The 23,974-nt window shown below is 66.2% G+C and carries 19 protein-coding genes; 3 read left to right on the top strand and 16 right to left on the bottom strand.

Translation table 11 applies throughout. The features are described from left to right. Positions 1-509: 509 nt before the first annotated feature. The 12 genes from ACK8CO_RS02360 to ACK8CO_RS02305 form a co-directional block, all read right to left on the bottom strand. Positions 510-947 (bottom strand): SRPBCC family protein, encoded by a 438-nt coding sequence (locus tag ACK8CO_RS02360; RefSeq protein ID WP_414898037.1) that lies wholly within the window; start codon positions 945-947, stop codon positions 510-512. A 14-nt stretch (positions 948-961) separates the two neighbouring features. After that, complete coding sequence (locus tag ACK8CO_RS02355) at positions 962-1,795, bottom strand: phosphoenolpyruvate hydrolase family protein (protein ID WP_080615978.1); 834 nt, start codon at positions 1,793-1,795, stop codon at positions 962-964. Continuing rightward, positions 1,795-2,991 (bottom strand): Tm-1-like ATP-binding domain-containing protein, encoded by a 1,197-nt coding sequence (locus ACK8CO_RS02350; RefSeq protein WP_080615979.1) that lies wholly within the window; start codon positions 2,989-2,991, stop codon positions 1,795-1,797. The genes ACK8CO_RS02355 and ACK8CO_RS02350 overlap by 1 nt, the downstream gene beginning before the upstream one ends. Before the next feature lie 322 nt (positions 2,992-3,313). Continuing rightward, a complete protein-coding gene (locus ACK8CO_RS02345; protein ID WP_414898036.1) occupies positions 3,314-4,273 on the bottom strand; it encodes an ABC transporter ATP-binding protein in 960 nt (319 codons plus the stop codon). Beyond that, complete coding sequence (locus ACK8CO_RS02340) at positions 4,270-5,250, bottom strand: ABC transporter ATP-binding protein (RefSeq protein WP_414898035.1); 981 nt, start codon at positions 5,248-5,250, stop codon at positions 4,270-4,272. The genes ACK8CO_RS02345 and ACK8CO_RS02340 overlap by 4 nt, the downstream gene beginning before the upstream one ends. 4 nt (positions 5,251-5,254) lie before the next feature. Further along, entirely contained in the window at positions 5,255-6,163 is a 909-nt protein-coding gene (locus ACK8CO_RS02335; protein ID WP_080615982.1) for an ABC transporter permease subunit, read from the bottom strand. Between the two features lies 1 nt (position 6,164). Next, positions 6,165-7,172 carry an ABC transporter permease subunit gene (locus ACK8CO_RS02330; protein ID WP_080615983.1) on the bottom strand — a complete coding sequence of 336 codons (1,008 nt, stop codon included), beginning with the start codon at positions 7,170-7,172 and terminating at the stop codon, positions 6,165-6,167. 102 nt (positions 7,173-7,274) lie between these two features. Continuing rightward, a complete protein-coding gene (locus ACK8CO_RS02325) occupies positions 7,275-8,870 on the bottom strand; it encodes an ABC transporter substrate-binding protein (RefSeq protein WP_414898034.1) in 1,596 nt (531 codons plus the stop codon). 231 nt (positions 8,871-9,101) lie between these two features. After that, positions 9,102-10,250 (bottom strand): sodium ion-translocating decarboxylase subunit beta, encoded by a 1,149-nt coding sequence (locus ACK8CO_RS02320; protein WP_414898033.1) that lies wholly within the window; start codon positions 10,248-10,250, stop codon positions 9,102-9,104. A gap of 13 nt (positions 10,251-10,263) precedes the next feature. Then, positions 10,264-10,662, bottom strand: coding sequence for a biotin/lipoyl-containing protein (locus ACK8CO_RS02315; RefSeq protein WP_080615985.1), 399 nt, complete (start codon positions 10,660-10,662; stop codon positions 10,264-10,266). Then, entirely contained in the window at positions 10,659-11,054 is a 396-nt protein-coding gene (locus ACK8CO_RS02310; RefSeq protein ID WP_414898032.1) for an OadG family transporter subunit, read from the bottom strand. The genes ACK8CO_RS02315 and ACK8CO_RS02310 overlap by 4 nt, the downstream gene beginning before the upstream one ends. Before the next feature lie 8 nt (positions 11,055-11,062). Continuing rightward, positions 11,063-12,616 carry an acyl-CoA carboxylase subunit beta gene (locus tag ACK8CO_RS02305; protein ID WP_414898031.1) on the bottom strand — a complete coding sequence of 518 codons (1,554 nt, stop codon included), beginning with the start codon at positions 12,614-12,616 and terminating at the stop codon, positions 11,063-11,065. Between the two features lie 290 nt (positions 12,617-12,906). On the opposite strand from ACK8CO_RS02305, the gene glgB reads away from it, so the two are divergent. From glgB to ACK8CO_RS02290, 3 genes are all read left to right on the top strand, one after another. Then, positions 12,907-15,141 (top strand): 1,4-alpha-glucan branching protein GlgB, encoded by a 2,235-nt coding sequence (gene glgB, locus ACK8CO_RS02300; protein ID WP_414898030.1) that lies wholly within the window; start codon positions 12,907-12,909, stop codon positions 15,139-15,141. 65 nt (positions 15,142-15,206) lie between these two features. Next, complete coding sequence (gghA, locus tag ACK8CO_RS02295) at positions 15,207-17,582, top strand: glucosylglycerol hydrolase (protein ID WP_414898029.1); 2,376 nt, start codon at positions 15,207-15,209, stop codon at positions 17,580-17,582. A 307-nt stretch (positions 17,583-17,889) separates the two neighbouring features. Next, complete coding sequence (locus ACK8CO_RS02290; RefSeq protein WP_414898028.1) at positions 17,890-18,909, top strand: IS110 family transposase; 1,020 nt, start codon at positions 17,890-17,892, stop codon at positions 18,907-18,909. Positions 18,910-19,160: 251 nt separating this feature from the next. Here the strand turns inward: ACK8CO_RS02290 and ACK8CO_RS02285 are convergent, their stop codons facing one another. The 4 genes from ACK8CO_RS02285 to ACK8CO_RS02270 form a co-directional block, all read right to left on the bottom strand. Then, entirely contained in the window at positions 19,161-19,607 is a 447-nt protein-coding gene (locus ACK8CO_RS02285; RefSeq protein ID WP_414898027.1) for a GNAT family N-acetyltransferase, read from the bottom strand. 216 nt (positions 19,608-19,823) lie between these two features. Further along, a complete protein-coding gene (locus ACK8CO_RS02280) occupies positions 19,824-20,924 on the bottom strand; it encodes an alpha/beta hydrolase (RefSeq protein WP_414898026.1) in 1,101 nt (366 codons plus the stop codon). Positions 20,925-21,103: 179 nt separating this feature from the next. Further along, the gene (locus tag ACK8CO_RS02275) at positions 21,104-21,604 is read right to left on the bottom strand and encodes an acetone carboxylase subunit gamma (protein WP_080615991.1); all 501 of its coding nucleotides are present in this window, start codon (positions 21,602-21,604) and stop codon (positions 21,104-21,106) included. A 55-nt stretch (positions 21,605-21,659) separates the two neighbouring features. Further along, entirely contained in the window at positions 21,660-23,969 is a 2,310-nt protein-coding gene (locus ACK8CO_RS02270; protein ID WP_080615992.1) for a hydantoinase B/oxoprolinase family protein, read from the bottom strand. Positions 23,970-23,974 lie beyond the last annotated feature (5 nt).

The raw sequence follows: 23,974 nt of genomic DNA, 5'->3' as shown, positions 1-23,974 counted from the left end.
TGAAACCGCCCGTGAAAAGGCAGATGAAAAGGCGGCTGGTCGCGGGCCGTTTCTGCAGAGCGGCGAGGAGCGCGGCCAGGATCGTCTCGGCACGGTGCGCAAGGGGCGCGCAGAGGCGGTCAGGGGGGCAGGGGACAGGTGGGCGGCCTGCGGCGGGGGCCGACAAGCTCGGGCCGCGCCGGTTCGCTCGGGGCGCGGGCGATTTTCGTTGCCTCTCGCCAAGCTGATCGCGGCCCGACGCGCCCCTGCCTCGATTGCTGCGGCAAGAGGAGCCGGTTGGCTTCGTTCATCAACCGCCGGCCAGGGCTCCGGTTGCGCGGGGCCTGCGGTTGTCAGGGGAGGTCCTGTCGCCGCGATCCCGCTGCGGGGCGCCAGCCGCTTCGAAACGGCGTCGGGCGCCAAGGCGCGGGCCATGCCTCTCGCGTCCTGTGCCGTTGTCCCGGAGCGTCTTGGGCCAGGGCTGATACCATGAGGCCGGACGGCGAAATGGCCGCCGTCCGGAAGACCTTTCAGCCGAGCTGGCGTTTGAGCGCGGCCCAGCCTGCGGCGAAGACGCCCTCGGAAATCACCGGGCCGTATTTGCCGCGGTCTTCCGGCGCCTCGTCGAACTCCGCTTCCCAGAGGGCGAAGGTCTCGCCGGTCTCGGAGACCGGGAAAAGCGCGATCCGGGCGATGTAGTTCTCGACCGGGAAGGCCGGCTTGACGAAGCTGTAGCTGAGCGTGAAGGCGCTGTCGTCGAGCGACAGCAGCTTTTCGCGCACATGCCCACCGCCGCCCGCCAGATGGAAGGAGCGGACGGCGCCGACGGTATCGGCGCGGAGCCCGTCCTCGATCTCGCTGCGCTCGATCGCCGGATGCCAGCTGGGCAGCCCGTTGAAGTCGCGCAGGATATCCCAGACCTTCTCGATGGGCGCGGGGATCACCGCGCTGGCATAGGCCCTGGCCATAAGATCCTCCCTTTTCAGCCTCGGGTGATGGTCTTGAACCGCCGCGTCTGGTCGATCAGCGCGGTTTCGGTCGGCAGCCGCTCCATGCTGGAGGCGCCGTAGAAGCCGTGGCAGTCGGGCGCGTTCGACAGCACATAGGTCGCGTCCTCGGGCATCGAGATCGGCCCGCCATGACACAGCACGATCACGTCCTTGCGCACGCTCAGCGCGGCCTCGGCAATGGACTGGACCTTGACGGCGCTGTCTTCCAGCGAGATCGCGGTATCGGCCCCGATGGCGCCGCCCGTGGTCAGGCCCATATGCGCCACCACGATATCGGCGCCCGCCTCGGCCATGGCCTTGGCCTGATCGGTGTCGAAGACATAGGGCGTGGTCAGCATGTCCTTCGACCGCGCCAGCGCCACCAGATCGACCTCGAGCCCGTAGCCCATGCCGGTTTCCTCGAGGTTCTGGCGGAAGGTGCCGTCGATCAGCCCGACCGTCGGGAAGTTCTGGATGCCCGAGAAGCCGATGGCCTTCAACTGGTCGAGGAACGGGTCGAAGTTGCAGAACGGATCGGTGCCGTTCACACCGGCCAGAACCGGGGTGTTCCTGGCCACCGGCAGCACCTCGCGGGCCATCTCGACGACGATCTCATTGGCATTGCCATAGGCCAGAAGCCCGGCCAGCGAGCCCCGGCCCGCCATCCGGTAGCGGCCCGAATTGTAGATCACGATCAGGTCGATGCCGCCGGCTTCCTCGCATTTGGCCGAGAGGCCGGTGCCTGCGCCGCCGCCGATGATCGGGCGGCCCTCGGCGATCATGCCCCGAAATTTCTCCAGCAGATCCTTGCGTTCGAACCGGGCCATCAGGCGATCTCCTTCCAGTGGATGTACAGCGCGTCCGAGAACGCCTCGTCATTGATATTGTGGGGCAGCCGGATCAGCCGCCGGTCCGGGGTCTGCTCGACCGTGGCCTCGAGGGCGTCGAACAGCGCGTTGCGGGCTTCGATCAACTCGAAGGGCATGCCGGGCGCGTCCAGCATCGACAGGCCGCCCCCGGGCAGCAGGAAACGCACCGGCCCTTTGCAGGCGTTCAGCCGGGTTCCGATCCATTCTCCCATCTGGCGGCATTCGTCGGGCGTGGTCCGCATCAGGGTGATCTGGGGATTGTGCTGATAGAAAAGCCGGTGGGCATAGCGCTCGGGCACTGTCGCGCGCGCGCCGAAATTGACCATGTCGAGCGCACCGCAGGAGCCGACATAGGGAATTCCGGTGCGGGCGATGGCCCCCAGCCGGTCCTCGGTCGCGGCCAGGATGCCACCGAAGAGCAGATCGCAGATCTCGGTCGTGGTGGTGTCGATGACCGACGAGATCATGCCGGAATCGACAAGCTTTTCCATCGCCTGACCGCCGGTGCCGGTGGCATGGAAGACGATGGGATCGACCTCGGCCTCGAGCCGCTCGGTCAGATGGGTGACGCAGGGCGTGGTGACGCCGAACATGGTCAGCCCGACTGCGGGACGGTCGTCGCCCGCTTCCTCGGGGGCGGCCTTTGCCATGCCCGCGATGGCGCGGGCTGCATTGCCGAGGATCACCCGCGAGATCCGGTTGAGGCCCGCGACATCGGTGACCGACGGCATCATGGTGATGTCGGACGGGCCCACATAGGGCGCCACATTGCCCGAAGCCAGCGTCGAGACGATCAGCTTGGGCACGCCCACGGGCAGCGCGCGCATGCCGGGCGCGACCAGCGCGGTCCCGCCCGAGCCGCCAAGCGAGATCATCGCGCCGATATCGTCACGGGTCGCGACGAAGGCCTCGAAGGCCGCCGCCATCCCGGCCACGGCCGAGCCGCGGTCGCCCGTCAGCACCGCGCCCGTGCCCTCGGGGTGGCAGGCCGCCACCTCGGCCGGGGTTACATCGGCAGTGCTGCGATGGTCCGATGAGGTCGAGAGGTCGACCTTGACCACGCCGAGCCCCTGATCGGCCACAAGCCCGGCGACATGCGCGAGCTCGCGACCCTTGGTGTCGAAAGTTCCGACGACGAAGACCTTTTTCGTCACCTCGTTCTCCCTTTTCGGCCGAAGAGCCTGCTTGCCTCCGGGTCCCAACCTTGCGGGTGATCAAAGGGTTAACACAGGGTTACGGTCGATCCAAGCGCCGCTGCGCGGCCGTCATCGGAGCGCTGTCCGGGCATCGGTCATGGCCTTGGGCAATGGCCCCTGGCAGGGTTCTCGTCACGGATCAGGGCAGGCTGCCGGTTTCCCGGTAAAGGCGAGTGACGAGGTCGGCCGAGCAGAGAGGCGCGCGCTCCGGACGGTCTGTCCGCGCGGGAGGCGGGGCCGGGGCCGGGGCACAGGGGGACGACCCCCGGGCTCCGGCGGCTCAGACGCCTTCGGGGAAGAAGCAGGCGGCCGCATGGGGCGCGCCCGCAAGCTCGGGGCGGCTCTCGCGGCAGCGGGTCTCGGCCTTCCAGCAGCGCGGCGCGAAGGGGCAGCCATCGGGGATCGCCAGCGGCGACGGCAGCTCGCCCTGCAGCTTGATCCGCTGCCGCTCGGGGGCGGGCTCGGTCGTGGGCGTGGCCGAGAGCAGCGCCTTGGTATAGGGGTGGCGCGGATTGGCGAAGACATCGTCCTTGGTGCCGAACTCGACCGGGCGGCCGAGATACATCACCATGACATCGTCGGCGACATGGCGCACCACCGAGAGGTCATGCGAGATGAAGAGATAGGCCAGATCCATGCGTTCCTGCAGATCGAGCAGCAGGTTCAGCACCTGGCTCTGGATCGACAGATCGAGCGCCGAGACCGGCTCGTCCAGCACCAGAAGCTTGGGTTCCAGCATCAGCGCGCGGGCGACCGCGATCCGCTGCCGCTGCCCGCCCGAGAACATGTGCGGAAAGCGGTCGTAATGCTCGGGGCGCAGCCCGACCAGCCGCATCATCTCGCGCGCCTTCTCGGCCCGCTCCTTCGCGCTCATGTCGGGGCGGTTGATCTTCAGGGGCTCTTCGAGGATCGTGCCGATCCGGTGGCGCAGATTGAGCGAGCCGTAGGGGTCCTGGAACACGATCTGCACGCTCGAGCGCAGGCTGCGCCAGTTCTCGGGCGTGGCCGGACGGCCGTCGAGGGTGAGGCTGCCCGAGGTCGGCTCCTCGATCAGCGTGATCAGCCGTGCCAGGGTGGACTTGCCGCAGCCCGACTCGCCCACGACCGCCAGCGTCTTGCCGGCCTCGATCGAGAAGCTCGCCTCGGACAGCGCGCGCACGAGGCCGGGCTTCGAGAACATCCCGCCGCCCACTTCGTAATGGCGGGCGAGGTGATCGGCGACAACGACAGGGGCGGTCATCGGGCGGTCTCCTCGGTTGTGCTCGCGAGCGGATAATGACAGCGGGCCAGCCCGAGCCCGGGGGGCTGAACGGACGGCGCGGTACGGTGGCAGCGCTCGTCGGCAAAGCGGCAGCGCGGCGAGAACAGGCAGCCCTCGGGCCGGTCGAACTGGCCCGGCACGACGCCCGGGATCGTCGGCAGACGGCGCTCGGTCGCGCGTTCGGGCAGGGCGGCCAGAAGCGCCGCGGTATAGGGATGGTGCGGGGTTTCGAACAGCGCGCGGACCGGCTGTTCCTCGACCTTCTGGCCGGCATATTGCACCTGCACCCGCTCGGCGGTCTCGGCCACGACGCCCATGTCATGGGTGATCAGGATCAGCGCCATGCCGGTCCGGCCCTGCAGGCCGCGCAGCAGATCGAGGATCTGGGCCTGGATCGTGACGTCGAGCGCGGTGGTGGGCTCGTCCGCGATCAGAAGGCGCGGCTCGCAGGCCAGCGCCATGGCGATCATCACCCGCTGGCTCATGCCGCCAGAAAGCTGGTGCGGGAAGGCGTTCAGCCGACGCTCGGGATCGGGAATGCCGACCATCTCCATCAGTTCGATGGCGCGGGCATGGCGGGCGCGGCGGTCGAGCTTGAGGTGCTGGCGCAGCGTCTCCTTGATCTGGAACCCGGCGGTGAAGCAGGGATTGAGCGAGGTCATCGGCTCCTGGAAGATCATCGAGATGTCGCGGCCGATCACCCGGCGCCGCTGGCGCGGCGTGAGGCTGCGCAGGTCGATGCCATCGAAGCTCATCTCGTCCGCGGTGATGCGCGCGGTCCAGGGCAGAAGCCCCATCAGCGCCATCATCGAGACCGACTTGCCCGAGCCGCTTTCGCCGACGATGGCCAGGATATCGCCCTTGTCGACGGTCACGTCGACCCCGTCGACGGCGCGGAACGGGCCGCCTGCGGTCGAGAATTCCACGGAAAGGTTGCGGATGGACAGGAGCGCCATGGGATCAGCTCCGCTTCAGTTTGGGGTCGAGCGCGTCGCGCAGCCCGTCGCCCATCAGGTTGATCGACAGCACCGTGATCAGGATCGCGAGGCCGGGGAAGGTCACGACCCACCAGGCGCGCAGGATGAATTCGCGGGCCTCGGCCAGCATCGTGCCCCATTCCGGTGTCGGCGGCTGCGCGCCCATGCCGAGAAAGCCCAAGGCCGCCACGTCGAGGATCGCGTTCGAGAAGCTCAGCGCCATCTGCACGATGATCGGTGCCAGGCAGTTTGGCAGCACGGTGATGAACATCAGCCGTCCCAGCCCCGCGCCCGCGACCTTGGCCGAGGTGACATAGTCGCGGGTCCGCTCGCTCATCACCGCAGCGCGGGTGAGGCGCACGTAATGGGGCTGCAGCACCACTGCGATGGCGATCATCGCGTTCACAAGGGAGGGGCCGAGGATCGCCACCAGCACCAGCGCCAGCAGAAGCGAGGGGAAGGACAGGATGATGTCCATCAGCCGCATGATGACGGTGTCGAGCCATTTCGGTGCGAAGCCCGCGATCAGACCGATCAGGATGCCGGTCGAGGCGGCCAGCACCACCACGACGAGGCCGACGAAGAAGGAATAGCGCGCCCCGTGCAGGAGCCGCGAGAGGATGTCGCGGCCCAGGGGATCGGTGCCGAGCGGAAAGCTCCAGCTGCCCTCGGCGGTCCAGAACGGCGGCATCAGCGTATGCGCGCGGAACTGCTGGGTCGGGTCATGCGGAGCGATGATGTCGGCGCCGAGTGCCAGCAGAACGAAGAAGACGAAAACGTAAAGTCCGATCACCGCGCCGCGGTTCTCGCGGAAATAGCGCCAGAATTCCTTGAGGCGGCCGGGACGTTGCGGGGCTGCTGCGCGGGGCGCATCGGCGGTCGTGTCGGCCATCTCAGCGTTTCCTGATCTTGGGATTGATGACGCCGTAAAGCAGGTCGACGATCAGGTTCACGATCATCACCATGCCGGCGATGAGCAGCAGCCCGCCCTGCACGACGGGGTAGTCGCGCCGGTAGATGCTGTCGACCATCCACTTGCCGATGCCCGGCCAGGAGAAGATCGTCTCGGTCAGGATCGCGCCGGCAAGCAGCACGCCGACCGACAGCCCGATCACGGTGACGACGGGGATCAGGGCGTTTCTCAGCGCATGCAGGCCGTTGACGCGGACCGGAGCCAGTCCCTTGGCCCGGGCGGTGCGGATATAGTCCTCGCCCAGCACCTCGAGCATGGCCGAGCGGGTCTGCCGGGCGATCACCGCCAGCGGGATCGTGGCCAGCACGATCGAGGGCAGGATCAGGTGCTCGACCGCCGAGGCGAAGGCGCCCTTCTGGCCCGACAGAAGCGAGTCGATCAGCATGAAGCCGGTCGCGTCGGGGAAATAGTAAAGCAGGTCGATCCGGCCCGAGACCGGGGTCCAGCCGAGCGTGCCCGAAAACACGATGATGAGCAGCAGCGCCCACCAGAAGATCGGCATCGAATAGCCCACCAGCGCGGTCGACATCAGCGCCCGGTCGAAGAACTTGCCCCGGTTCACCGCGGCGATCACGCCCGCCGGAAGGCCGAGGCAGATCGCGATCACGATGGCGCAGAGCGACAGCTCGACGGTGGCGGGGAAGAGCGCGAAGAACTCGTCCCAGACGGGTTTCTTGGTGACGTAGCTCATGCCGAGATCGCCATGCAGGATACCGGTCAGGTAATCCCAGAACTGCACAAACAGCGGCTGGTCAAAGCCGAACTGCTCGCGCAGCTCCTGGTAACGTGCCTCGGAAAGGCCACGTTCGCCAGCCATGACGATGATCGGGTCGCCGGGCAGAACCCGGATGAAGGCGAACGAGATCAGCGTCACGCCGACGAAGGTCGGGACGAAGGTGAGCAGTCTCGTCAGGAAAAATCTCAACATTTTCTTGCGGCCGTGTCCGTGGACTGGGGGCGTGCTGGTGTCATGGCGGCGCCAAATGCCCCTAACGGCGGGGCTTGTAAAGCCCCGCCGCCCATTTTGTGATCACTTGTCGAGGCTGACCTCGGTGAAGATGTGCAACCCGAGCGGGTGCACCTTGTAGCCCTCCACTTCGTCGCGCATCGGCATGAACACCTTCGAATGCGCGATCGTGGCCCAGGGAGCCTGCTCCTTGAAGATGACCTGCGCCTCTTCGTAAAGCTTGGCACGTTCGGCCTGGGTCGGCTTGGTCTTGGCCTCCTGGATCAGCTTCTCGAAGGGCTCGTAGCACCATTGCGAGCGGTTCGCGCCGCCGACCCCGTCGCAGCTGAGCAGGGTGCCCAGGAAGTTGTCCGGGTCGCCATTGTCGCCGGTCCAGCCCAGCAGCACCGCGCCGTCGCGGTCCACCTCTTTCGAGCGGTCGAGATATTCGCCCCATTCGTAGGAGACGATCTCGGCCTTGACGCCGACCTTCTCGAAATCGGCCTGCATCATCTCGGCCATGCGCCGGGCATTGGGGTTGTAGGGCCGCTGCACCGGCATCGCCCAGAGCTTCATCGACAGATCGCTGACGCCTTCCGCCTCCAGCATCGCCTTGGCGGCCTCGGGATCGTAGGGGTCGTCCTCGACCGCGTCGTTATAGCTCCACATGGTCGGCGGGATCGGGTTCTTGGCGACCTCGCCCGCGCCCTGGAACACGACATCGATGATGGCCTGCTTGTCCATCGCCATGTTCAGCGCCTTGCGGACCTTCGGATTGTCGAAGGGCGGCTGCTGGGTGTTGAAGGCCAGGTAGCCGACATTCAGGCCTTCCTGCTCCTTCACGGTGATGCCGTCCTGGGACTTCATCTCGGCGACATCGGCCGGGTTCGGGAAGGGCATCACATGGCATTCGCCCGCCTTCAGCTTCTGGTAACGGACCGAGGCGTCGGGGGTGATCGCGAAGATCAGGTTGTCGAGCTTCGGCAGCCCCTCGCGGTAGAAGCCGTCATGCTTGCGATAGCGGATCACCGCATCCTTCTGATAGGCGACGAAGGCGAAGGGACCGGCGCCCAGCGGCTGCTGGTTCAGCAGGTCGGGTCGGCCCTGCTCGAGCAGCTGGTCGGCATATTCCGTGGACATGATCGAGGCGAAATCCATGGCCATGTTGGCGATGAAGGGGGCCTCGGGCCGGGTCAGGTGGAAGGCGACGGTCAGGTCGTCGACCTTCTCGATGCTGTCGATCAGCTCGGGCATCGACATCGCGTTGAAATATTCGAAGGTGCCGCCCGAGGCGTTGTGGAACGGGTTCTCGGGGTCGAGCTGCCGCATGAAGCTGAAGATCACGTCATCGGCGTTCATATCGCGCGTGGGCGTGAAAAAATCCGTGGTCTGGAACTTGATGCCGGGCCGCAGATGGAAGGTATAGGTCTTGCCGCCCTCGGAGATGTCGTAGCTTTCGGCGAGCCCGGGAATCACTTCGGTGGTGCCGGTCTTGAACTCGACAAGGCGGGCATAGACGGCCTGTCCGGCGGCGTCGAAGGTCGTGCCCGAGGTATAGAGCGCGGGGTCGAACCCTTCGGGCGAGCCCTCCGAGCAATAGACCAGCGTCTGTTGCGCCGCGGCGGCCGAGGCCAGGCTCAGCGCCAGCGCCGAAGTGGTGAGAAACGTATGTAGGGTCATTTTGCACCTTTCATGGGATCCCGGCATCCTGTCCCATCGGTCATGCCGGTGATCTGTTTGTTGTCGAAGGCTTCGTAACCAAAGCGACTTGCGGTCGGGGGGTCAACGTCGAGTTGACGCGCGGCCGGGCGACGCGGCGGCCGCGAGCGGGACGTTTTCCTTGGGGCAATGAGGCGAAAGGGGCTGCGCGGCGGGGGCGGTCCGCGCAGCCTGCGACAAGAGGTCCGGATTTCAACCCGCGTATTGGGCGATGAAATAGCCCGCGACCACCGCCGTGCCGATCACGCCCGCGACATTCGGTCCCATGGCGTGCATCAGCAGGTAATTGCCCGGATCGGCGCGCTGGCCCTCGATCTGGCTGACCCGCGCCGCCATCGGTACCGCCGAGACCCCGGCCGAGCCGATCAACGGGTTGATCTTGCTCCGGCTGACCAGGTTCATCGCCCTGGCCATCAGCACGCCCGCGGCGGTCGCGATGCCGAAGGCGATGACGCCGAGCCCGAGGATCATCAGCGTATCGGCATTGAGAAAGCGCTCGCCGGTCATGGTGATCCCGACCGAGGTGCCCAAGAGGATCGTCACCACGTTGATCACCTCGTTCTGCGCCGCCTTCGCCAGCCGGTCGGTCACCAGGCTCTCGCGCAGGACGTTGCCCAGCATCAGCATGCCGATCAGCGCCGAAGCGGCGGGGACCAGCAGGATCACGATTACCGTCACCAGCCCGGCGAAGATCAGCTTTTCCAGCCGCGAGACCGGGCGCAGAGACTGCATCCGGATCTTGCGCTCGGCCTCGGTGGTCAGCGCGCGCATGATCGGCGGCTGGATCAGCGGCACCAGCGCCATGTAGCTGTAGGCCGCGACCGCGATGGGGGCCAGCAGATGCGGCGCCATCTTGTTGGCCAAAAAGATCGAGGTTGGCCCGTCGGCGCCGCCGATGATGCCGATGGCGCCCGCCTCCTGGGGCGAGAAGCCCAGAAGTGTCGCCCCGAGGAAGGTGGCGAAGACCCCGAATTGCGCAGCGCCCCCCAGAAGCAGGGTGCGCGGATTGGCGATCAGGGGCCCGAAATCGGTCAGCGCGCCCACGCCGAGGAAGATCAGGGGCGGGAACAGCTCCAGATCGACGCCGAGCGAGATGTAATGGAACAGCCCCCCCGCCAAGCCCTCGCCGGGCGGGTTCACCAGCCCTTCGGTCGGCAGGTTGGCCAGCAGCGCTCCGAAGGCGATGGGCACCAGCAGAAGCGGTTCGAACTTGCGGTAGATGGCGAGGTAGAACAGCCCCGCCACGATCAGCCACATCACCGCCATCTGCCAGGTGACGTCGGGCAGGGCGGTCATGCCGGTCAGGCTGTCGAGCCGGTCGCTCAGCGGATTGGGCAGCATCGGGCGGACCTCCTCAGGACAGGACCAGCAGGACCTGCCCCTCGGTCACGGTCGCGCCGGGGGCCACGTTGATCGCCGAGACGGTCCCGGCCTGCGGCGCGCGGATGTCGGTATTCATCTTCATCGCCTCGAGCACCATCAGGGGCTCGCCCGCAACGACGCTCTGGCCCACCGCGACCGCGACGCTGACCGTGGTGCCGGCAAGCGGGCTCAGGACCGCGCCGGGCTGGGCAGGCGCCGCGACCGAGGGCGCCGCCGCCGCGACGGAGGGCGCCGCCGGGGCGGGGCGGGGCGGGGCGGACGCGCTGCGGGGGGCTGGTGCAGCTGTGGGGGCGGTCCCGGGCCCGGTCTCGATCTCTTCTACCGTCACCTCATAGGGGGTGCCGTCGACGGTGATCCGCAGGCGCTTCATGGCTTCGGTCCTTCTGTGATCTCTGGCATCCGGGCGCCAAGCCGGGGCCGGGTCGGCCCCCAACCGGTGCGGACGCGATGGGCGGCGAAGGTCTCGATCCGGCCTTCGAGCGGCCAGCCGTCGACCAGATGGGCGGGCGCGGCGACATGTCTGACGCGGTAGCCCGGCCCGAGCGTTTCGGCCACCGCCGCCGCGATGGCCGCGATATGGTGGGGCGGCACGCCCGCGCTCTCGGCGAGAGGCCGGCTGTCGGGCGTTCCTGAGGCGGCGGTCTTCCGCGCAGCCGCCCGCGTGAAGCCCCACCCGATCAGGGCGCAGGCACCCCAGAGCGAGGACAGGACCAGGATCACCACCGCAAAGCCGGTTCCGATCAGGGCAAGGTTTTCCAGCATGATCGGACCTAAAGCGGGATGTTGCCGTGTTTCTTCGGCGGCCGCGTCTCGCGTTTCGACAACAGCCCGCGCAGCGTCAGCGCGATGGCGCTGCGGGTCTGGCGCGGCTGGACGATATCCGACACGAAGAGCCGCCCGGCCGAGAGATAGGGCGAGGCGAATTCGGCGCGGTATTCGGCGGCAAGCTCCTGTGCGCGCGCGGCACGGTCCTCGGCCGCGGCCAGGTCCTTGCGATAGAGGATGTTGACCGCGCCCTCGGCCCCCATCACCGCGATCTCGGCGCTGGGCCAGGCGATCACCCGGTCGGCCCCCATGTCCTGACTGCACATCGCCAGATAGGCGCCGCCATAGGCCTTGCGCATGATGACGGTGATCTTCGGCACCGTCGCCGAGGCATAGGCAAAAAGCATCTTGGCGCCGTGCCGGATGATGCCGCGCCGCTCCTCGGCCACGCCCGGCAGAAAGCCCGGCACATCGACGAGCGTCACCAGCGGGATGTTGAAGACGTTGCAAAGCCGCACGAAGCGCGCGCCCTTGTCCGAGGCGTCGATGTCGAGCGCGCCCGCCTTGACCATCGGCTGGTTGGCGACAAAGCCCGTCACCACGCCGCCGATCCGGCCGAAGCCCACCACCAGATTGGCGGCAAAACCTGCCATCACCTCGAGGAAATCGCCGCCATCGGCAAGCCGCGCGATCACCCCGCGCACGTCATAGGCCGATTTCGGATCTTCTGGCAGCAGCGCGTCAAGCTCGGGGTCGTCCTCGATCGCCAGATCCGGCTCGATCCGGTGCGGCGGGTCCATCATGTTGTTCGAGGGCAGGAAGGACAAAAGCCGGTGGACGATGGCCACCGCATCGGCGTCGTCCTCGGCGATGAAATGGATATTGCCCGAGACCGAGCCATGCGCCGCGGCCGAGCCGATCTCGTCCATCGTCGTGGTCTGTCCGGTGACGGCGCGGATCACCTCGGGGCCGCAGATGAACATCTGGGCGTGTTCCCGCGTCATGATCACGAAATCGGTCAGAGCGGGGCTGTAGGCCGCGCCGCCCGCGCAGGGCCCGGCAATGACCGAGATCTGCGGCACCACGCCCGACAGCTGCACGTTGCGGTAGAAGACCTGGCCATAGGCCGAGAGCGCGCCGACACCCTCCTGGATCCGGGCGCCGCCGGAATCGTTGAAACCCACGACCGGCACGCCCGCCTTCAGCGCATGGTCGAGCACGAGGCAGATCTTGCGCGAGTGCATCTCGCCCAAGGTGCCGCCGACGACGCCGAAATCCTGGCTGAAGGCCGCGACCGGGCGGCCATCGACGAAGCCCGTTCCGGTGATGACGCCATCGGCCGGGATCGACTTCTTCTCCATCCCGAAATGGCGAGTCGCATGCTGGGCGTGCAGCCCGGTTTCCTGGAAGGTTCCGGCCGAATAGAGCGCCTCGATCCGTTCGCGCGCGGTCATGCGGCCCTTGGCATGGCGGTCCGCGGCCTTGGCCGGGCCGCCACCTTCGAGCGCGGCCGCGCGCCGCTTGTCCAGTTCGTCCGCAAGGGATCGGGAAATCGCCATGGCACCCTTCCGCTTCTGGGGCGTGCCGAAGAATGGCACGGCCTGTTGCAGGGCCGCTGCCCGGCCCTTTCGCCGGGTATACCGGAAGGTTTTTACACGCGCCACAGGCGAGCGGCCGGAAGGGCGGGGCTGGCGCCGATGCCGTGGCGTCCGCCGGTTTGCGCAGGTCACGCGCAAGGAATGCCCGCTATTTGGGCAGGCGGCGCGATACCGGGCGGATGCTGCGGCCTGGGAGGACTGATTTCACCGCCGGAGTTGAAGAATGGCTTCGGGTTCCTAGGGTCTAGGGCATGCAATCCGATATCACATCCCGACCGGGGCCGGGCCTTCCGCAGGACATCCTGCAACGGATCGCCCTTGGCACATTTGACGATCCCTTCGCGGTTCTGGGACCGCACCGAGTGGACGGTCGCCGTCATGTCACCGCCCTGATGCCCGGGGCCGAAACGCTGGAGGCGCTCCTGGACGATGCGCCCGGTGCCGAGCACGGTGCCAAGGATGGCGCCCATTCACTTGCGCCTGTGCCCGACTGTCCGGGGCTGTTTACCGGCCCGGTTCCCGGCGAGGCGGCCTACCGGCTGCGCGCCAAGGCCAAAGGCACGGTCTGGGAGACCGACGATCCCTACCGCTTCGGCCCGGTTCTGGGCGCGCTGGACGAGCATCTGATCGGGCGGGGCGAACATCGCCGGTTGTGGGAGGCGCTCGGTGCCCATGCGATCACCCATGAGGGCGTGGCTGGGACCCATTTCGCGGTCTGGGCGCCCAATGCCCGCCGGGTCTCGGTGGTGGGGCCCTTCAACATGTGGGACGGACGGCGCCATGTGATGCGGCGCCGGGGGGCGAGCGGTGTCTGGGAAATCTTCCTGCCGGGCATCGGCGAGAATGCCCGCTACAAGTACGAAATTCTGGGGCCGGACGGGACGCTGCAGCCGCTGAAGGCCGACCCTGTGGGCTTCGGCTCTGAACATCCGCCCGCCAATGCCTCGGTCGTGCATGATCTGCGCGGCTATGGCTGGTCGGACGGCGAGTGGATGCAGGACCGCGCGGGCCGCAATGCCCGCGGCGCGCCGATCTCGATCTACGAGGTGCATCTTGCCTCCTGGAAGCGTCGCGCCGACGGGCGCGCGATCTCCTATGTCGAGGCCGCCGAGGAACTGGTCGATTACGTGGCCGCGATGGGGTTCACCCATATCGAGCTGATGCCGATCAGCGAATACCCGTTCGACGGGTCCTGGGGCTATCAGCCGGTCGGGCTTTATGCCCCGACCGTGCGCCATGGGCCGCCGCATGAATTCCGCGATCTGGTCGATGCGGCGCATCGCAAGGGGCTGGGCGTGATCCTCGACTGGGTCGGCGCGCATTTCCCGGCCGACGCGCATGGGCTGGGCAAGTTCGACGGCACCGCGCTTTACGAATATGCCGACCCGCGCGAGGGGTTCCATCAGGACTGGAACACGCTGATCTACAATTTCGGCCGCACCGAGGTCGCGAATTTCCTGACGGCCAACGCGCTCTACTGGCTGGAGGAATACCATGTCGACGGGCTGAGGGCCGATGCCGTGGCCTCGATGCTCTATCGCGACTATTCGCGGAAAGAAGGCGAATGGGTGCCGAACAAGGATGGCGGACGCGAGAATTACGAGGCCATCGCTTTGTTGCAGCAGATGAACACGCTGAGCTATGGCGCCCATCCCGGCACCCTGACCGCGGCCGAGGAAAGCACCGCCTATCCCGGCGTGACCCGGCCGGTCGATCAAGGGGGGCTGGGCTTCGGCTACAAGTGGAACCTGGGCTGGATGCACGACACGCTGGGCTACATGGCCGAGGAGCCGGGGAACCGGTGCCATCACCACAACCGGATGACCTTCGGGCTGACCTATGCCTTTTCCGAGAATTTCATCCTGCCGATCAGCCATGACGAGGTGGTCTATGGCAAGGGCTCGATGCTTACCAAGATGCCCGGCGACCGCGCGGCGCAATTCGCCAATCTGCGCGCCTTCTACGGGTTCATGTGGGCCCAGCCGGGCAAGAAGCTTCTGTTCATGGGACAGGAGTTCGCCCAGGAGGCCGAATGGGCCTATGCCGGCAGCCTCGACTGGGCGGCGCTGGACGATCCCTCCCATGCCGGGATGCAGCGGCTGGTGCGCGATCTGAACACGCTTTACCGCGGCACGCCCGCGCTTCATGCGCTGGATTTCAGCCCCGAGGGCTTTCAGTGGATCGAGGCCGATGATGCTTCGCGTTCGGTCTATGCCTGGCTCCGCCGCGGCGGGCCTGACGATCCGAACGCGGTCGCGATCTGCAACTTCTCGCCGGTCGAGCAACCGGCCTGCCGGCTGGGCCTTCCGGCCGCCGGGCGCTGGCGCGAGGCGCTGAACACCGATGCCCCGCTTTATGGCGGGCAGGGGCGCGGCAATATGGGCGGGGTGACGGCCGAGCCGCGACCGAGCCATGGCCAGGCGGCCTCGGCCGCGATCTGCCTGCCGCCGCTCTCGACCGTGATCCTGGTTCAGGAGGACGGCTGATGCGCGACGAGGGCGAGCCCGGAACCGGCCGGTCCTTCGGCCCCGCGCAGGGAAAGGACAGAGACATGCCCCTGAGGGACCGGATCGAATTCGACGAGGCGGCGGCGCGGGCCGAGGCCCAAGCCGCGCGCGAGGCGCTGACCACCGCCGAGACCGCTTTCGAGGCGCAAAGCCGGATCGCGCGCAGGCTTGGCGGCCGGGTCGAGGAGGGGCGGGCCGTGTTCGGCTTCTGGACGCCCGAGATCCTCGATGCGCGGGTGCCGTCGGGCGATGTCTTCCTCGAGGTTCTGGCGCCGCTCGAACCGATGGATCTGACCCGCGCGCATCAGGAGATCCGCTTCGAACGGGCCTGGGTGCCGGTGATCGTCGAAGAGGCGCATTGCTTCACCGCCGTCACCGGCATGCGGGCGGGCAGCCGCGAGCGCTTGGGCGATTTCTATGCGCTGGCCTGGCGCGATCCCGAGGGCGGCTGGCACCGCATTCTCGACCCGCTGGCGATGTCGCTGCCCTTCGGCGTGATGGCCCCGGCCGAGCTGTACGATGTCGAGGCAATGCTGGCGGCGCGGGGCGACGCGGCCTATTTCGAGGCCTTCAGGGGCGAGGCGCCGCACAAGTTCGGCCCGCCCGCGAACATCCTGCAGGTCCATGTGCCGACGGCGACGGCGGGGGGCACGCTGGCCAGCCTCACCCGCCATTACCACCGGCTGGCCGAGCGCGTCGCGCGCGAGTTGCCGCTGGAACCTGCGGACAAGCTGTTCCTCGGCTATGATGCGGTGCAGCTTCTGCCGGTGGAGCCTACGACGGTGCATGAGGCGGGGCCGGATTTCTGGCAGGAGGTCGATGGCGACGAAGAGGGCGTGACGGTCTCGCTTTTGCGCCCCGACACCACCAACTGGGGCTATGACATCGTCATTTCGGGCATGGGCACGGTCAATCCGGTGCTGCTGGAAACCGGGCGCCCCGACGAGCTGGTCGATTTCGCGGCCGAGCTGCACAACTTTCCCGGCAACCCGAAAAAGCTGATCCTCGATGTGGTCTTCGGCCATGCCGACAATCAGGGGCTCGCCGCGCTCAACAGCCATTTCTTCGCCGGGCCGAACATGTATGGCCAGAATCTCGACTATCAGAACCCGGCGGTGCGGGCGATCCTCCTGGAGATGCAGCGGCGCAAGGTGAATTTCGGTGCCGACGGGGTCCGGGTCGATGGCGCGCAGGATTTCAAGTGGTGGGATGCCAGTACCCAGACGCTGCGCCATGATGACGACTATCTGCAATCCATGTCCGATCTGGTGCAGGAGGCAGCGGGCACGCGCTACCGGCCCTGGTTCATCTTCGAGGATGGCCGGCCCTGGCCCGAGGAGGACTGGGAGCTGTCCTCGGATTACCGCGCGGTGATCGAGGCGCAGACCGATGATGACGTGTTCCAGTGGGGGCCCCTGACCTTCGCCCATAACACGCCCTTTCTCTATACCTTCTGGCTGTCGAAATTCTGGCGCATCCGCGAGATCGTCGAGCTTGGCGCGACCTGGATCTCGGGCACCTCGAACCATGACACCCTGCGGCGCGGCACCCAGGTCAGCCCCAAGCTGAACGTCAATACAAGGCTTGGCCGGACCCGGATGGAGATCCTCGACAAGGCCTATGACAACCCGGCGAACCATGTGCTGACCTATGTCGCGCTTCCGGGCGTGCCGATGGATTTCCTCAATGCCATGGCGCGGGCCTCCTGGGGATTCATCCGCAACCAGGACGACCGTTACGGCGTCAAGGTCGTGGCCGAGGAGGCGATCAGCCTGAAATGGCAGGTCGACGAATACAGCTATTCGGTCCCCGCCAATTTCCGTCGCCTGAAGGAGATGGGGTTCGAGACCCGCAGCGACCTCGTGCGCTTCTTCGAATTCCTGCCCGGGCTGGTCGAGGTCACCGAATACGATCTCGACGAGATCGCGCGGCTGCTGAACAAGGCCGAGCCGCCGCTGGCCGGCCCCGAGGTCTATACGGTGGCCGCGCTCAAGCACATGGCGCGGGCCTGGATGGATGACATGCACGAATATTGCAACGTCTCGACCTCGCTGCCGACGCTCGATGCCGATCAGGCCGCCTTCTGCCTGTCCCTGCGCGGGTTTCGCCGCAAGCGGCCCTGGCTTGCTGCGAATTACGCAGGCTGCGACAGCTTCGACTATCTGCGCCCGATCGCGGGACGCACGCTGTTCACCGCGCTCCGGCACGGCCCCGATGGCGAGCAGATCTACGCGGTCATGCATATGGAGGGCAAGCCGACCGGAGAGATCGACCCGCTGAGCCTGCCGGTGCCGGGGATCGGTGGCGGCGGCTGGGAGGTCGCGCTGCGCACGCCCTCGATCGGTCCGGATTATCACGGCGGGCCGATCACGCTGACCGACTCGATGGCGCTGGTCTTCTCGCGGCAGATGCCGGTCTAGCGGGGCCTGTCCGGAATTCCGTCCGCCGGTCCGTAAGGGGCAGGGGATGGCAAAGCGGACCGGGGCGCGCTGGCGAATGCCATGCGAAAGCAACCCGATCCCATGGATTTCCGGGTCTTGGTCGCGAGGCAATGCCAGGCAATCCTGACCCCATTGCCACGCATTTCCGCCCAAACCGGACCTTCGACGCGCCCCGCGCGCGTGCCTGCTATGCGGACAAAGCAGATGGGGTGGATGGCTCCCGCCCCCGGCGTCGCAATGCGCCTTAGTGCAGGTGTCAGAAACTGCAATTGAGAGGAGCCACCCCATGCAAGTTAGCACTGTCGGCCTCGACCTGGCCAAGATCATCTTTCATGTCCACGGAGTTACCGCGATCGGAGAGGTTGCCTTCAACCGACCTTTGCGCCGGGCGCAGGTGCTGGCGTTCTTCGGACGACTGTCGCCCTGCCTCATCGGCATCGAAGCCTGCGCATCGAGCCACCACTGGGGCCGCGAGCTTGCGAAGCTCGGCCATACTGTCCGGCTGATGCCGCCGATGTATGTCAAACCCTACGTGAAACGGGGCAAGTACGACGCCGTTGATGCAGAAGCCATTTGCGAAGCCGTGACACGGCCGACGATGCGGTTCGTCGAGATCAAATCCGAGAACCAGCAGGCGCTTCTCTCTTTGCACCGCGCACGCGACTTCGTGGATCGACAGCGCACCCAGTTGATCAACATGCTCCGGAGCCTGGCCGCGGAGTTCGGCATCGCCATCGCCCGGGGCGTCGCGCGGGCCATCGATTTTGCGAAAGGGATCATCGAGGGCAAGCAGCCGGGGTTGCCCGAGCTCGCCCGGGACGTCCTGCGGGTCCTCAGCCGACAGCTGGTCGATCTGCACAATCGCCTCGGCTGGTACGAGATCACGATGCGCATTCAGGCCCGTCTCAGCCGCCAGGCTCAACTCCTGCAGACCATTCCCGGCGTCGGGCCCGTCACGGCCTCGGCCGTGGCCGCTACGATCGGGTCGGGCCGCCAATTCCGGAGCGGTCGAGAGTTTGCGGCGTGGCTTGGCCTGACACCGCGCAATCATTCCAGCGGCGGTAAGGAGCGGTTGGGAAAGATCACCAAGATGGGTGACCGATACCTGCGCCAGCTTATCGTCGTCGGAATGACATCGCGCGTGCGACAGGTCGCCAATCATCCGGAACGCGCCGATCCATGGCTGACGAAGCTGTTGCAAAGAAAGCCAGTCCGGCTCGCGACCGTGGCCATGGCAAACAAGACGGCACGAATCATGTGGGCCGTTCTGACCAGGGACGCGCCCTGCAAACCACACGCGGCGTAGCCCGCCGAGTGCTCGAGAGATAGCAAGACCGACGATGTGATGGTGTACCCTTCAGCCGCAACGATCAGGACGCTCCGCCGAATGTCCCGGGCGAAATTGCCCGCAAAGCAGATAGGAACCTGATCTGCGGATCCCATCAGGGCCAGCGGTGCCAACCGCACAAACAGGCCGGACACAAGACCGCTTCTGAAAAGGTACACGCAGTCTCATTTACATCTTGCTAGGCGGGAGCCAGCCACACAGGACGGTCGTCAGATAAGAGACTTCTCGAAATAGACGCGATTGAAGCCGTCTTCGGATCTGCGCGCCACCTCGGAGTATCCGAGTCTTGGGTAGATCGACAGATTCTCCTCCATATTCTCGTTCGTGTAGAGATGGACGGCGCGCTTTCCGCTGGTCCTTGCCTCGTTCTCACAGAAAGCAACAAGCGCCTTACCAATCCCACGGCCTGCCGAGGCTGGCAACACGGCAACGTTCTCCAGAAGAACATGCTCGCCCTCGGCGTAAAATACGATGAAGCCTTGAAAATCGCCTTCGTCGGTTGTGGATACATAAACCTGACCGGCCCCGATCTGACCCGCAAAGTCAGCGTTCATGGGCGCGGGTTTGCGTCCGATCAGGGCCACATAGCGGGCATATGCCAGTTCGGCGCATTCCCTGATCTTCGGTTCATCGTCGGCTACGGCCTGCCGGATCATGGGCGTTTCTTTCCTTTGAAATGACCGCATACTCCGCCGACAACTCCACCGTTGCAATATCCGCAAAGGCTCTCTGCCGATCTTCGCTGCATGGGGCACGAACGACAGCTTCTCCTTGGCAAATGCGATCCGGGTCGGCGACCTGATCGGAAAGCCGGCTTTGCCTGACACCTGAAAGGCGCATTCCGATGCGTGCCCGGAACCGTGCTGCCGCGCTCAGCTGCCCGAAAGATAGACCTCGACCGGGCGGACGGGACGGCCATCCGACCATTGCCCCATGTCGAAGTCCAGCCGATCGGCCCGGGCGCCGTCACGGATCACCCGGTCGAGCGCGGACCAGAGATAGCGCCAGTCGAGATTGTCCTCGGCGCCGACGCCGTCGAGCAGCAGAAGCGAGAGCAGCGGCCGGAAGAAGCTGGTATCGTCGGTCGCCTGCTCGTGATTGGCGAAATGGCCGGGGCAGCCATGGGTGTCGGTCTGCGACAGATACATCCGCTTGCGGTCGGTGGCGATGGCGCCGAAGGGGGCGTCCCATTCGGATTTCGGCACGATCCAGTCGGCATCGCCATGCAGGATCGCCACCGGCATGGTCAGCGCCTTGCCGGTGACGGCGAGGGACACATCGTCCTGAAGGCTGTCGAGCGCCTGCCCGATCTGGCCCGGGGCGGAGGCGGCCGCGCTGCTGGGGACCGGGTCGGCGGTCACGACCTGCAGCGGCATGAGATTGTCGGGCAGACCGTCCTCGGTGACATACCAGGGCCAGCTCAGCGCGAAGAGCCCGCCCAGCGAATGGCCATAGACATAGGTATCGACCGCGACATCGGGACCGAAGCCGACCCGGACATAGGCATCGGAGACGCTGGCCAGCGCGTTCCGCATCCATGTCTTCTGAGAGGGGCGCAGCCCGTCGCCGAAGACCTCGTCGAGCAACTCGGCCACGGTCATCACCCCGCGCGGCGGGAAGCTGCAGAACCCGGTCTGGAAATTCGGAAAGAACACCGTGTAGCCCTGACGGACGAGATGCTCGAGATGGGCGCGGTAGATCTGCGAGGCACCAAGCACGAAGCCGTGCAGGAAGATCACGGCCTTCGGGCGGCCGTTCGCCCCGAGCCAGGGCGTCTCGGGGCGGTAGACCTCGATATAGCTGCCCTTCTGGCATTTCCCGAACCGCTCGATGGTGAAGTCGGGCGAGCTATAGACGGCGCTGTAATCCGGGCGTGGCGGCGCCTTGGGGCGCAAGGGGCCGACCAGCCGGCAGAGCGCGGCCTGAACAAGATAGCCGAAGGTGGTGCGCAGATCGCTCAGAAGCATCGACACGGGCCCGGGCCTCTCCTTGTTGGAACGGGACCATGAAAGGCCGGGACAGGCGATGGGTCAAGCGGTTTGCTCAACCCTGCCGCGATCCCTCTGTCGCCTTCCGGGCAAGCTTCGGCGCGAAAGACATGCGGCCCCCTTTGCAAAGGGGGCCGCGGCAGGGCCGGTCGGGATGCACCGGGTCAGGCGCGTTCGGGCACCTCGAGGCCGAGCCAGTCGCGATAGAAGGTGTCGATATCGGGTTCGAAATCATGGATCACCGGATACCAGGGCGTCGGCGCCTCGACATCGAGCAGATCGCCCGAGAGCGGGCAGAAATATTCGCGGATCACCTGCCAGTCGGTCGAGGGGGCCATCAGCTTGGGATAGATCTTCTCCATCGCCTCGGGCGTGTCGCGGACCCGGACCCTGGCATGCAGCTTCCAGTTCTCGGTCCAGTCGCAGAAATCATGCCCGGCCCAGCTCCGGATCACCCATTTCCTGTCCTCGGCGCGCTGGACGATGAAGAGCTTCGGCCCCAGCGGCAGGATGATCCGGTCGTCCCAGGGCACCTGGTCCTGCAGGATCTTCAGATAGATCTCGAACCGCTCGCGGTCCTTGGGCATGGACAGCATCTGATGCAGCGTGTCCTGGTCGATGGTGCCGTCCACGAGATCGCGGATCTTGGCTTCGGTATAGGCCATGTCTGTTCCTCCCTTTCTGAAACGGGCGCCGGGATCGCCCGGCGCCCGGGTTGGGTCATTCCTCGACCAGCTGGACGATGTTCACATCGGGCAGTTCCGACAGGTCCATCGAATAGTCCTTGCCGTAGGACGGGATCGGCAGGTCGGCCTCCTTCAGTTGCCAGCTGTCCGGAAGATCCCAGAACGCCCGGAAATCGCGCTCGAATTTCGGACCGAGCTTGAACGAGGCGGCAAACATCTGCTGGACTTGGGTGCCCGCATCCTTGGCGAGGATCTTCTCGCGCTCGGCTTTCATCCACTCGCCGGTGGGCACCGACTGGGCCAGCCGCTCCTGCCGGATCTCGGCGCGGCGGGCTTCGGTCGCGGCCAGATCGGCCACCACCTGACCGCGCGCATCCTCGCTGAGCACGACGCCATAGACGTCACTGGCGAAGCGGGCGAGCAGATAGCCGCCGTTGACATCGGCCGCGACCGCCTCGGGCTTGCGGTCGAGCGGGTCGCCGAAGCCCGGGCCACCACGCATGTAGTTGAGGTAGAGGTCGTAATCGGCGAACATCTCCTCGGTGGTGATGGCCTGCTTGTCGCGCTTGATCCGGGCGCCTTCCAGCATGCTGTCCCAGACCGGGTTCTCGGGGTCGGTATCGCCGCCCCAGGGGATCGGCTCGCCCTTGGCGATCTTCTCCTTCAGCCCGGTGTCATGCGCGGCGAAGCGGTAGCCCGAGGCCGCCGGATAGCCGCCCATCAGCCCCCAATCCGAGCTGATATGGCCGTTGCCCATGAAGAACATCGTCCAGTCCTTGGCGTTCCAGACCATGCGCAGGCTCTCGAAGCCGCAGCCGCCGCGATACTTGCCCGCGCCGCCCGAGGAGGCCTTGATCTGGCGGCCGAGATAGACCAGCGGTTCGGCCAGCTCCCAGATTTCCATGTCGCCCATGTCGCCTTCGGGGTTCCAGATCGCCGCCGCATGGCTGATGCCGTCGCGCACCGCCGTGGCGCCGACCCCGTTGGCCGCGCATTCGAACGAGTTCACGGCATGGATCTCGTCATACTGGTTGAAGCCGCCGCCCTGCAGCCAGTTCGAGGTATTGGCGTTGCCCGCATTGACCTCTTCGAGATAGCCGCGCCCGAAATAGCTGCGCGACAGCCCGCGCCAGAGCGCCGTCCAGGACGAGACCAGGAAGTGCCAGCTATAGGCGAAGGCCACGCGCCGGTCGTCCGGGTTCATCCAGGTGCCCTTGGGCAGGCGGAACTCGGTGCCATAGGCGGCGCCGTCATTGATCATCTCGCTCGGGATCAGGCTCTGGGTCATCATCACCCAGATGCCCGAGGTGAAGCTGACCGAATGGGCATTGTAGGTGTGCCAGCCCCATCGGCTCGAGCCTTCGAAATCGAGCCGCCAGGTTCCGTCCTTGCGGATCGTCATCTCGGAGGGCGTGTGCATGATCGTGTCGACCTTGGCGAAGTCGGACGGCACCCGCACATCCTCGTGGCTGTAGGGCACGTCGACGAAGCCCACCTGGCGATAGGTGCCCGGAATGGTCATCGCCTTGATCCGGTTCTGAAGGCCCAGCCGACCGTGCTCGATCGCCTCGTAGGCGAATTGCCAATAGGCATCGATCCCCTCGTCGGCGATCACCTCCTCGACCAGCTTGCGGATCATGTGGCAGCCCGCGACCCGGGTGCGTTCGTCGAGCATCCAGTAGCGCGTGGTGCGCACCGCGCGCTGGCTTTCATGCAGCCAGTCGCGGAACAGCGTGTCGTTCTCGCCGATCTTGCGGCAGGTCACCGAATAGCCGTCGCCGAAGCGCTGGACCTGGCCCGTGGTCATCGAGCCCGGACCGACGGCGCCGGTATCGATCACATGGGTCACGCCGCCGACCCAGCCGATCAGCTCGCCCTCGTGGAAGATCGGCACGATGGTGTGGATGTCGCAGGGGTGGACGTTGCCGATCAGGCTGTCATTGTTGCAGAAGATGTCCCGGTCCTTGACGCCGGGATTGGACTCCCATCCGTTCTCGATCATGTATTTGATCGCGGCGCCCATGGTGCCGACATGGATGATGATGCCGGTCGAGGTCAGGATGCAGTCGCCGGCCGCGTTATAGAGGCTGAAGCACAGCTCGCCCTCCTGCTCGACGATGGGCGAGGCGGCGATCTTCTTGGCGGTCTCGCGGGCATCCACGACGCCGGCCCTGAGCCGCGAGAACAGCTTGTTATACTTGATCGGATGCTCGTCCCGCAGCTCCATGTGGCGCAGCCCGGCATAATGGCCGCTGCTCTTGGTGGCCTCCATGATCTTGTCGCGGTGCTGCTTGAGGGTCTCGCCGCCGCGGACGATGCCCTTGATATCGCTTTGAATGTTCATGTGGT

Origin of the sequence: Rhodovulum sp. HP10 (assembly GCF_047553435.1) — a bacterium.
Lineage (GTDB): Bacteria > Pseudomonadota > Alphaproteobacteria > Rhodobacterales > Rhodobacteraceae > Rhodovulum.
The sequence above is the reverse complement of the archived record's forward strand: the minus strand, read 5'-3'. Positions and strand labels throughout refer to the sequence as shown.

Bases quoted from the DNA above. Each gene is read 5' to 3' on its own strand.
- ACK8CO_RS02360 (WP_414898037.1), bottom strand. From the start codon at position 947: ATGGCCAGGGCCTATGCCAGCGCGGTGATCCCCGCGCCCATCGAGAAG.
- glgB (WP_414898030.1), top strand. From the start codon at position 12,907: ATGCAATCCGATATCACATCCCGACCGGGGCCGGGCCTTCCGCAGGAC.
- ACK8CO_RS02305 (WP_414898031.1), bottom strand. From the start codon at position 12,616: ATGGCGATTTCCCGATCCCTTGCGGACGAACTGGACAAGCGGCGCGCG.
- ACK8CO_RS02355 (WP_080615978.1), bottom strand. From the start codon at position 1,795: ATGGCCCGGTTCGAACGCAAGGATCTGCTGGAGAAATTTCGGGGCATG.
- ACK8CO_RS02335 (WP_080615982.1), bottom strand. From the start codon at position 6,163: ATGGCCGACACGACCGCCGATGCGCCCCGCGCAGCAGCCCCGCAACGT.
- ACK8CO_RS02310 (WP_414898032.1), bottom strand. From the start codon at position 11,054: ATGCTGGAAAACCTTGCCCTGATCGGAACCGGCTTTGCGGTGGTGATC.
- ACK8CO_RS02290 (WP_414898028.1), top strand. From the start codon at position 17,890: ATGCAAGTTAGCACTGTCGGCCTCGACCTGGCCAAGATCATCTTTCAT.
- ACK8CO_RS02340 (WP_414898035.1), bottom strand. From the start codon at position 5,250: ATGGCGCTCCTGTCCATCCGCAACCTTTCCGTGGAATTCTCGACCGCA.
- ACK8CO_RS02330 (WP_080615983.1), bottom strand. From the start codon at position 7,172: ATGTTGAGATTTTTCCTGACGAGACTGCTCACCTTCGTCCCGACCTTC.
- ACK8CO_RS02320 (WP_414898033.1), bottom strand. From the start codon at position 10,250: ATGCTGCCCAATCCGCTGAGCGACCGGCTCGACAGCCTGACCGGCATG.
- ACK8CO_RS02270 (WP_080615992.1), bottom strand. From the start codon at position 23,969: ATGAACATTCAAAGCGATATCAAGGGCATCGTCCGCGGCGGCGAGACC.
- ACK8CO_RS02275 (WP_080615991.1), bottom strand. From the start codon at position 21,604: ATGGCCTATACCGAAGCCAAGATCCGCGATCTCGTGGACGGCACCATC.
- ACK8CO_RS02285 (WP_414898027.1), bottom strand. From the start codon at position 19,607: ATGATCCGGCAGGCCGTAGCCGACGATGAACCGAAGATCAGGGAATGC.
- ACK8CO_RS02345 (WP_414898036.1), bottom strand. From the start codon at position 4,273: ATGACCGCCCCTGTCGTTGTCGCCGATCACCTCGCCCGCCATTACGAA.
- ACK8CO_RS02315 (WP_080615985.1), bottom strand. From the start codon at position 10,662: ATGAAGCGCCTGCGGATCACCGTCGACGGCACCCCCTATGAGGTGACG.
- ACK8CO_RS02325 (WP_414898034.1), bottom strand. From the start codon at position 8,870: ATGACCCTACATACGTTTCTCACCACTTCGGCGCTGGCGCTGAGCCTG.
- gghA (WP_414898029.1), top strand. From the start codon at position 15,207: ATGCCCCTGAGGGACCGGATCGAATTCGACGAGGCGGCGGCGCGGGCC.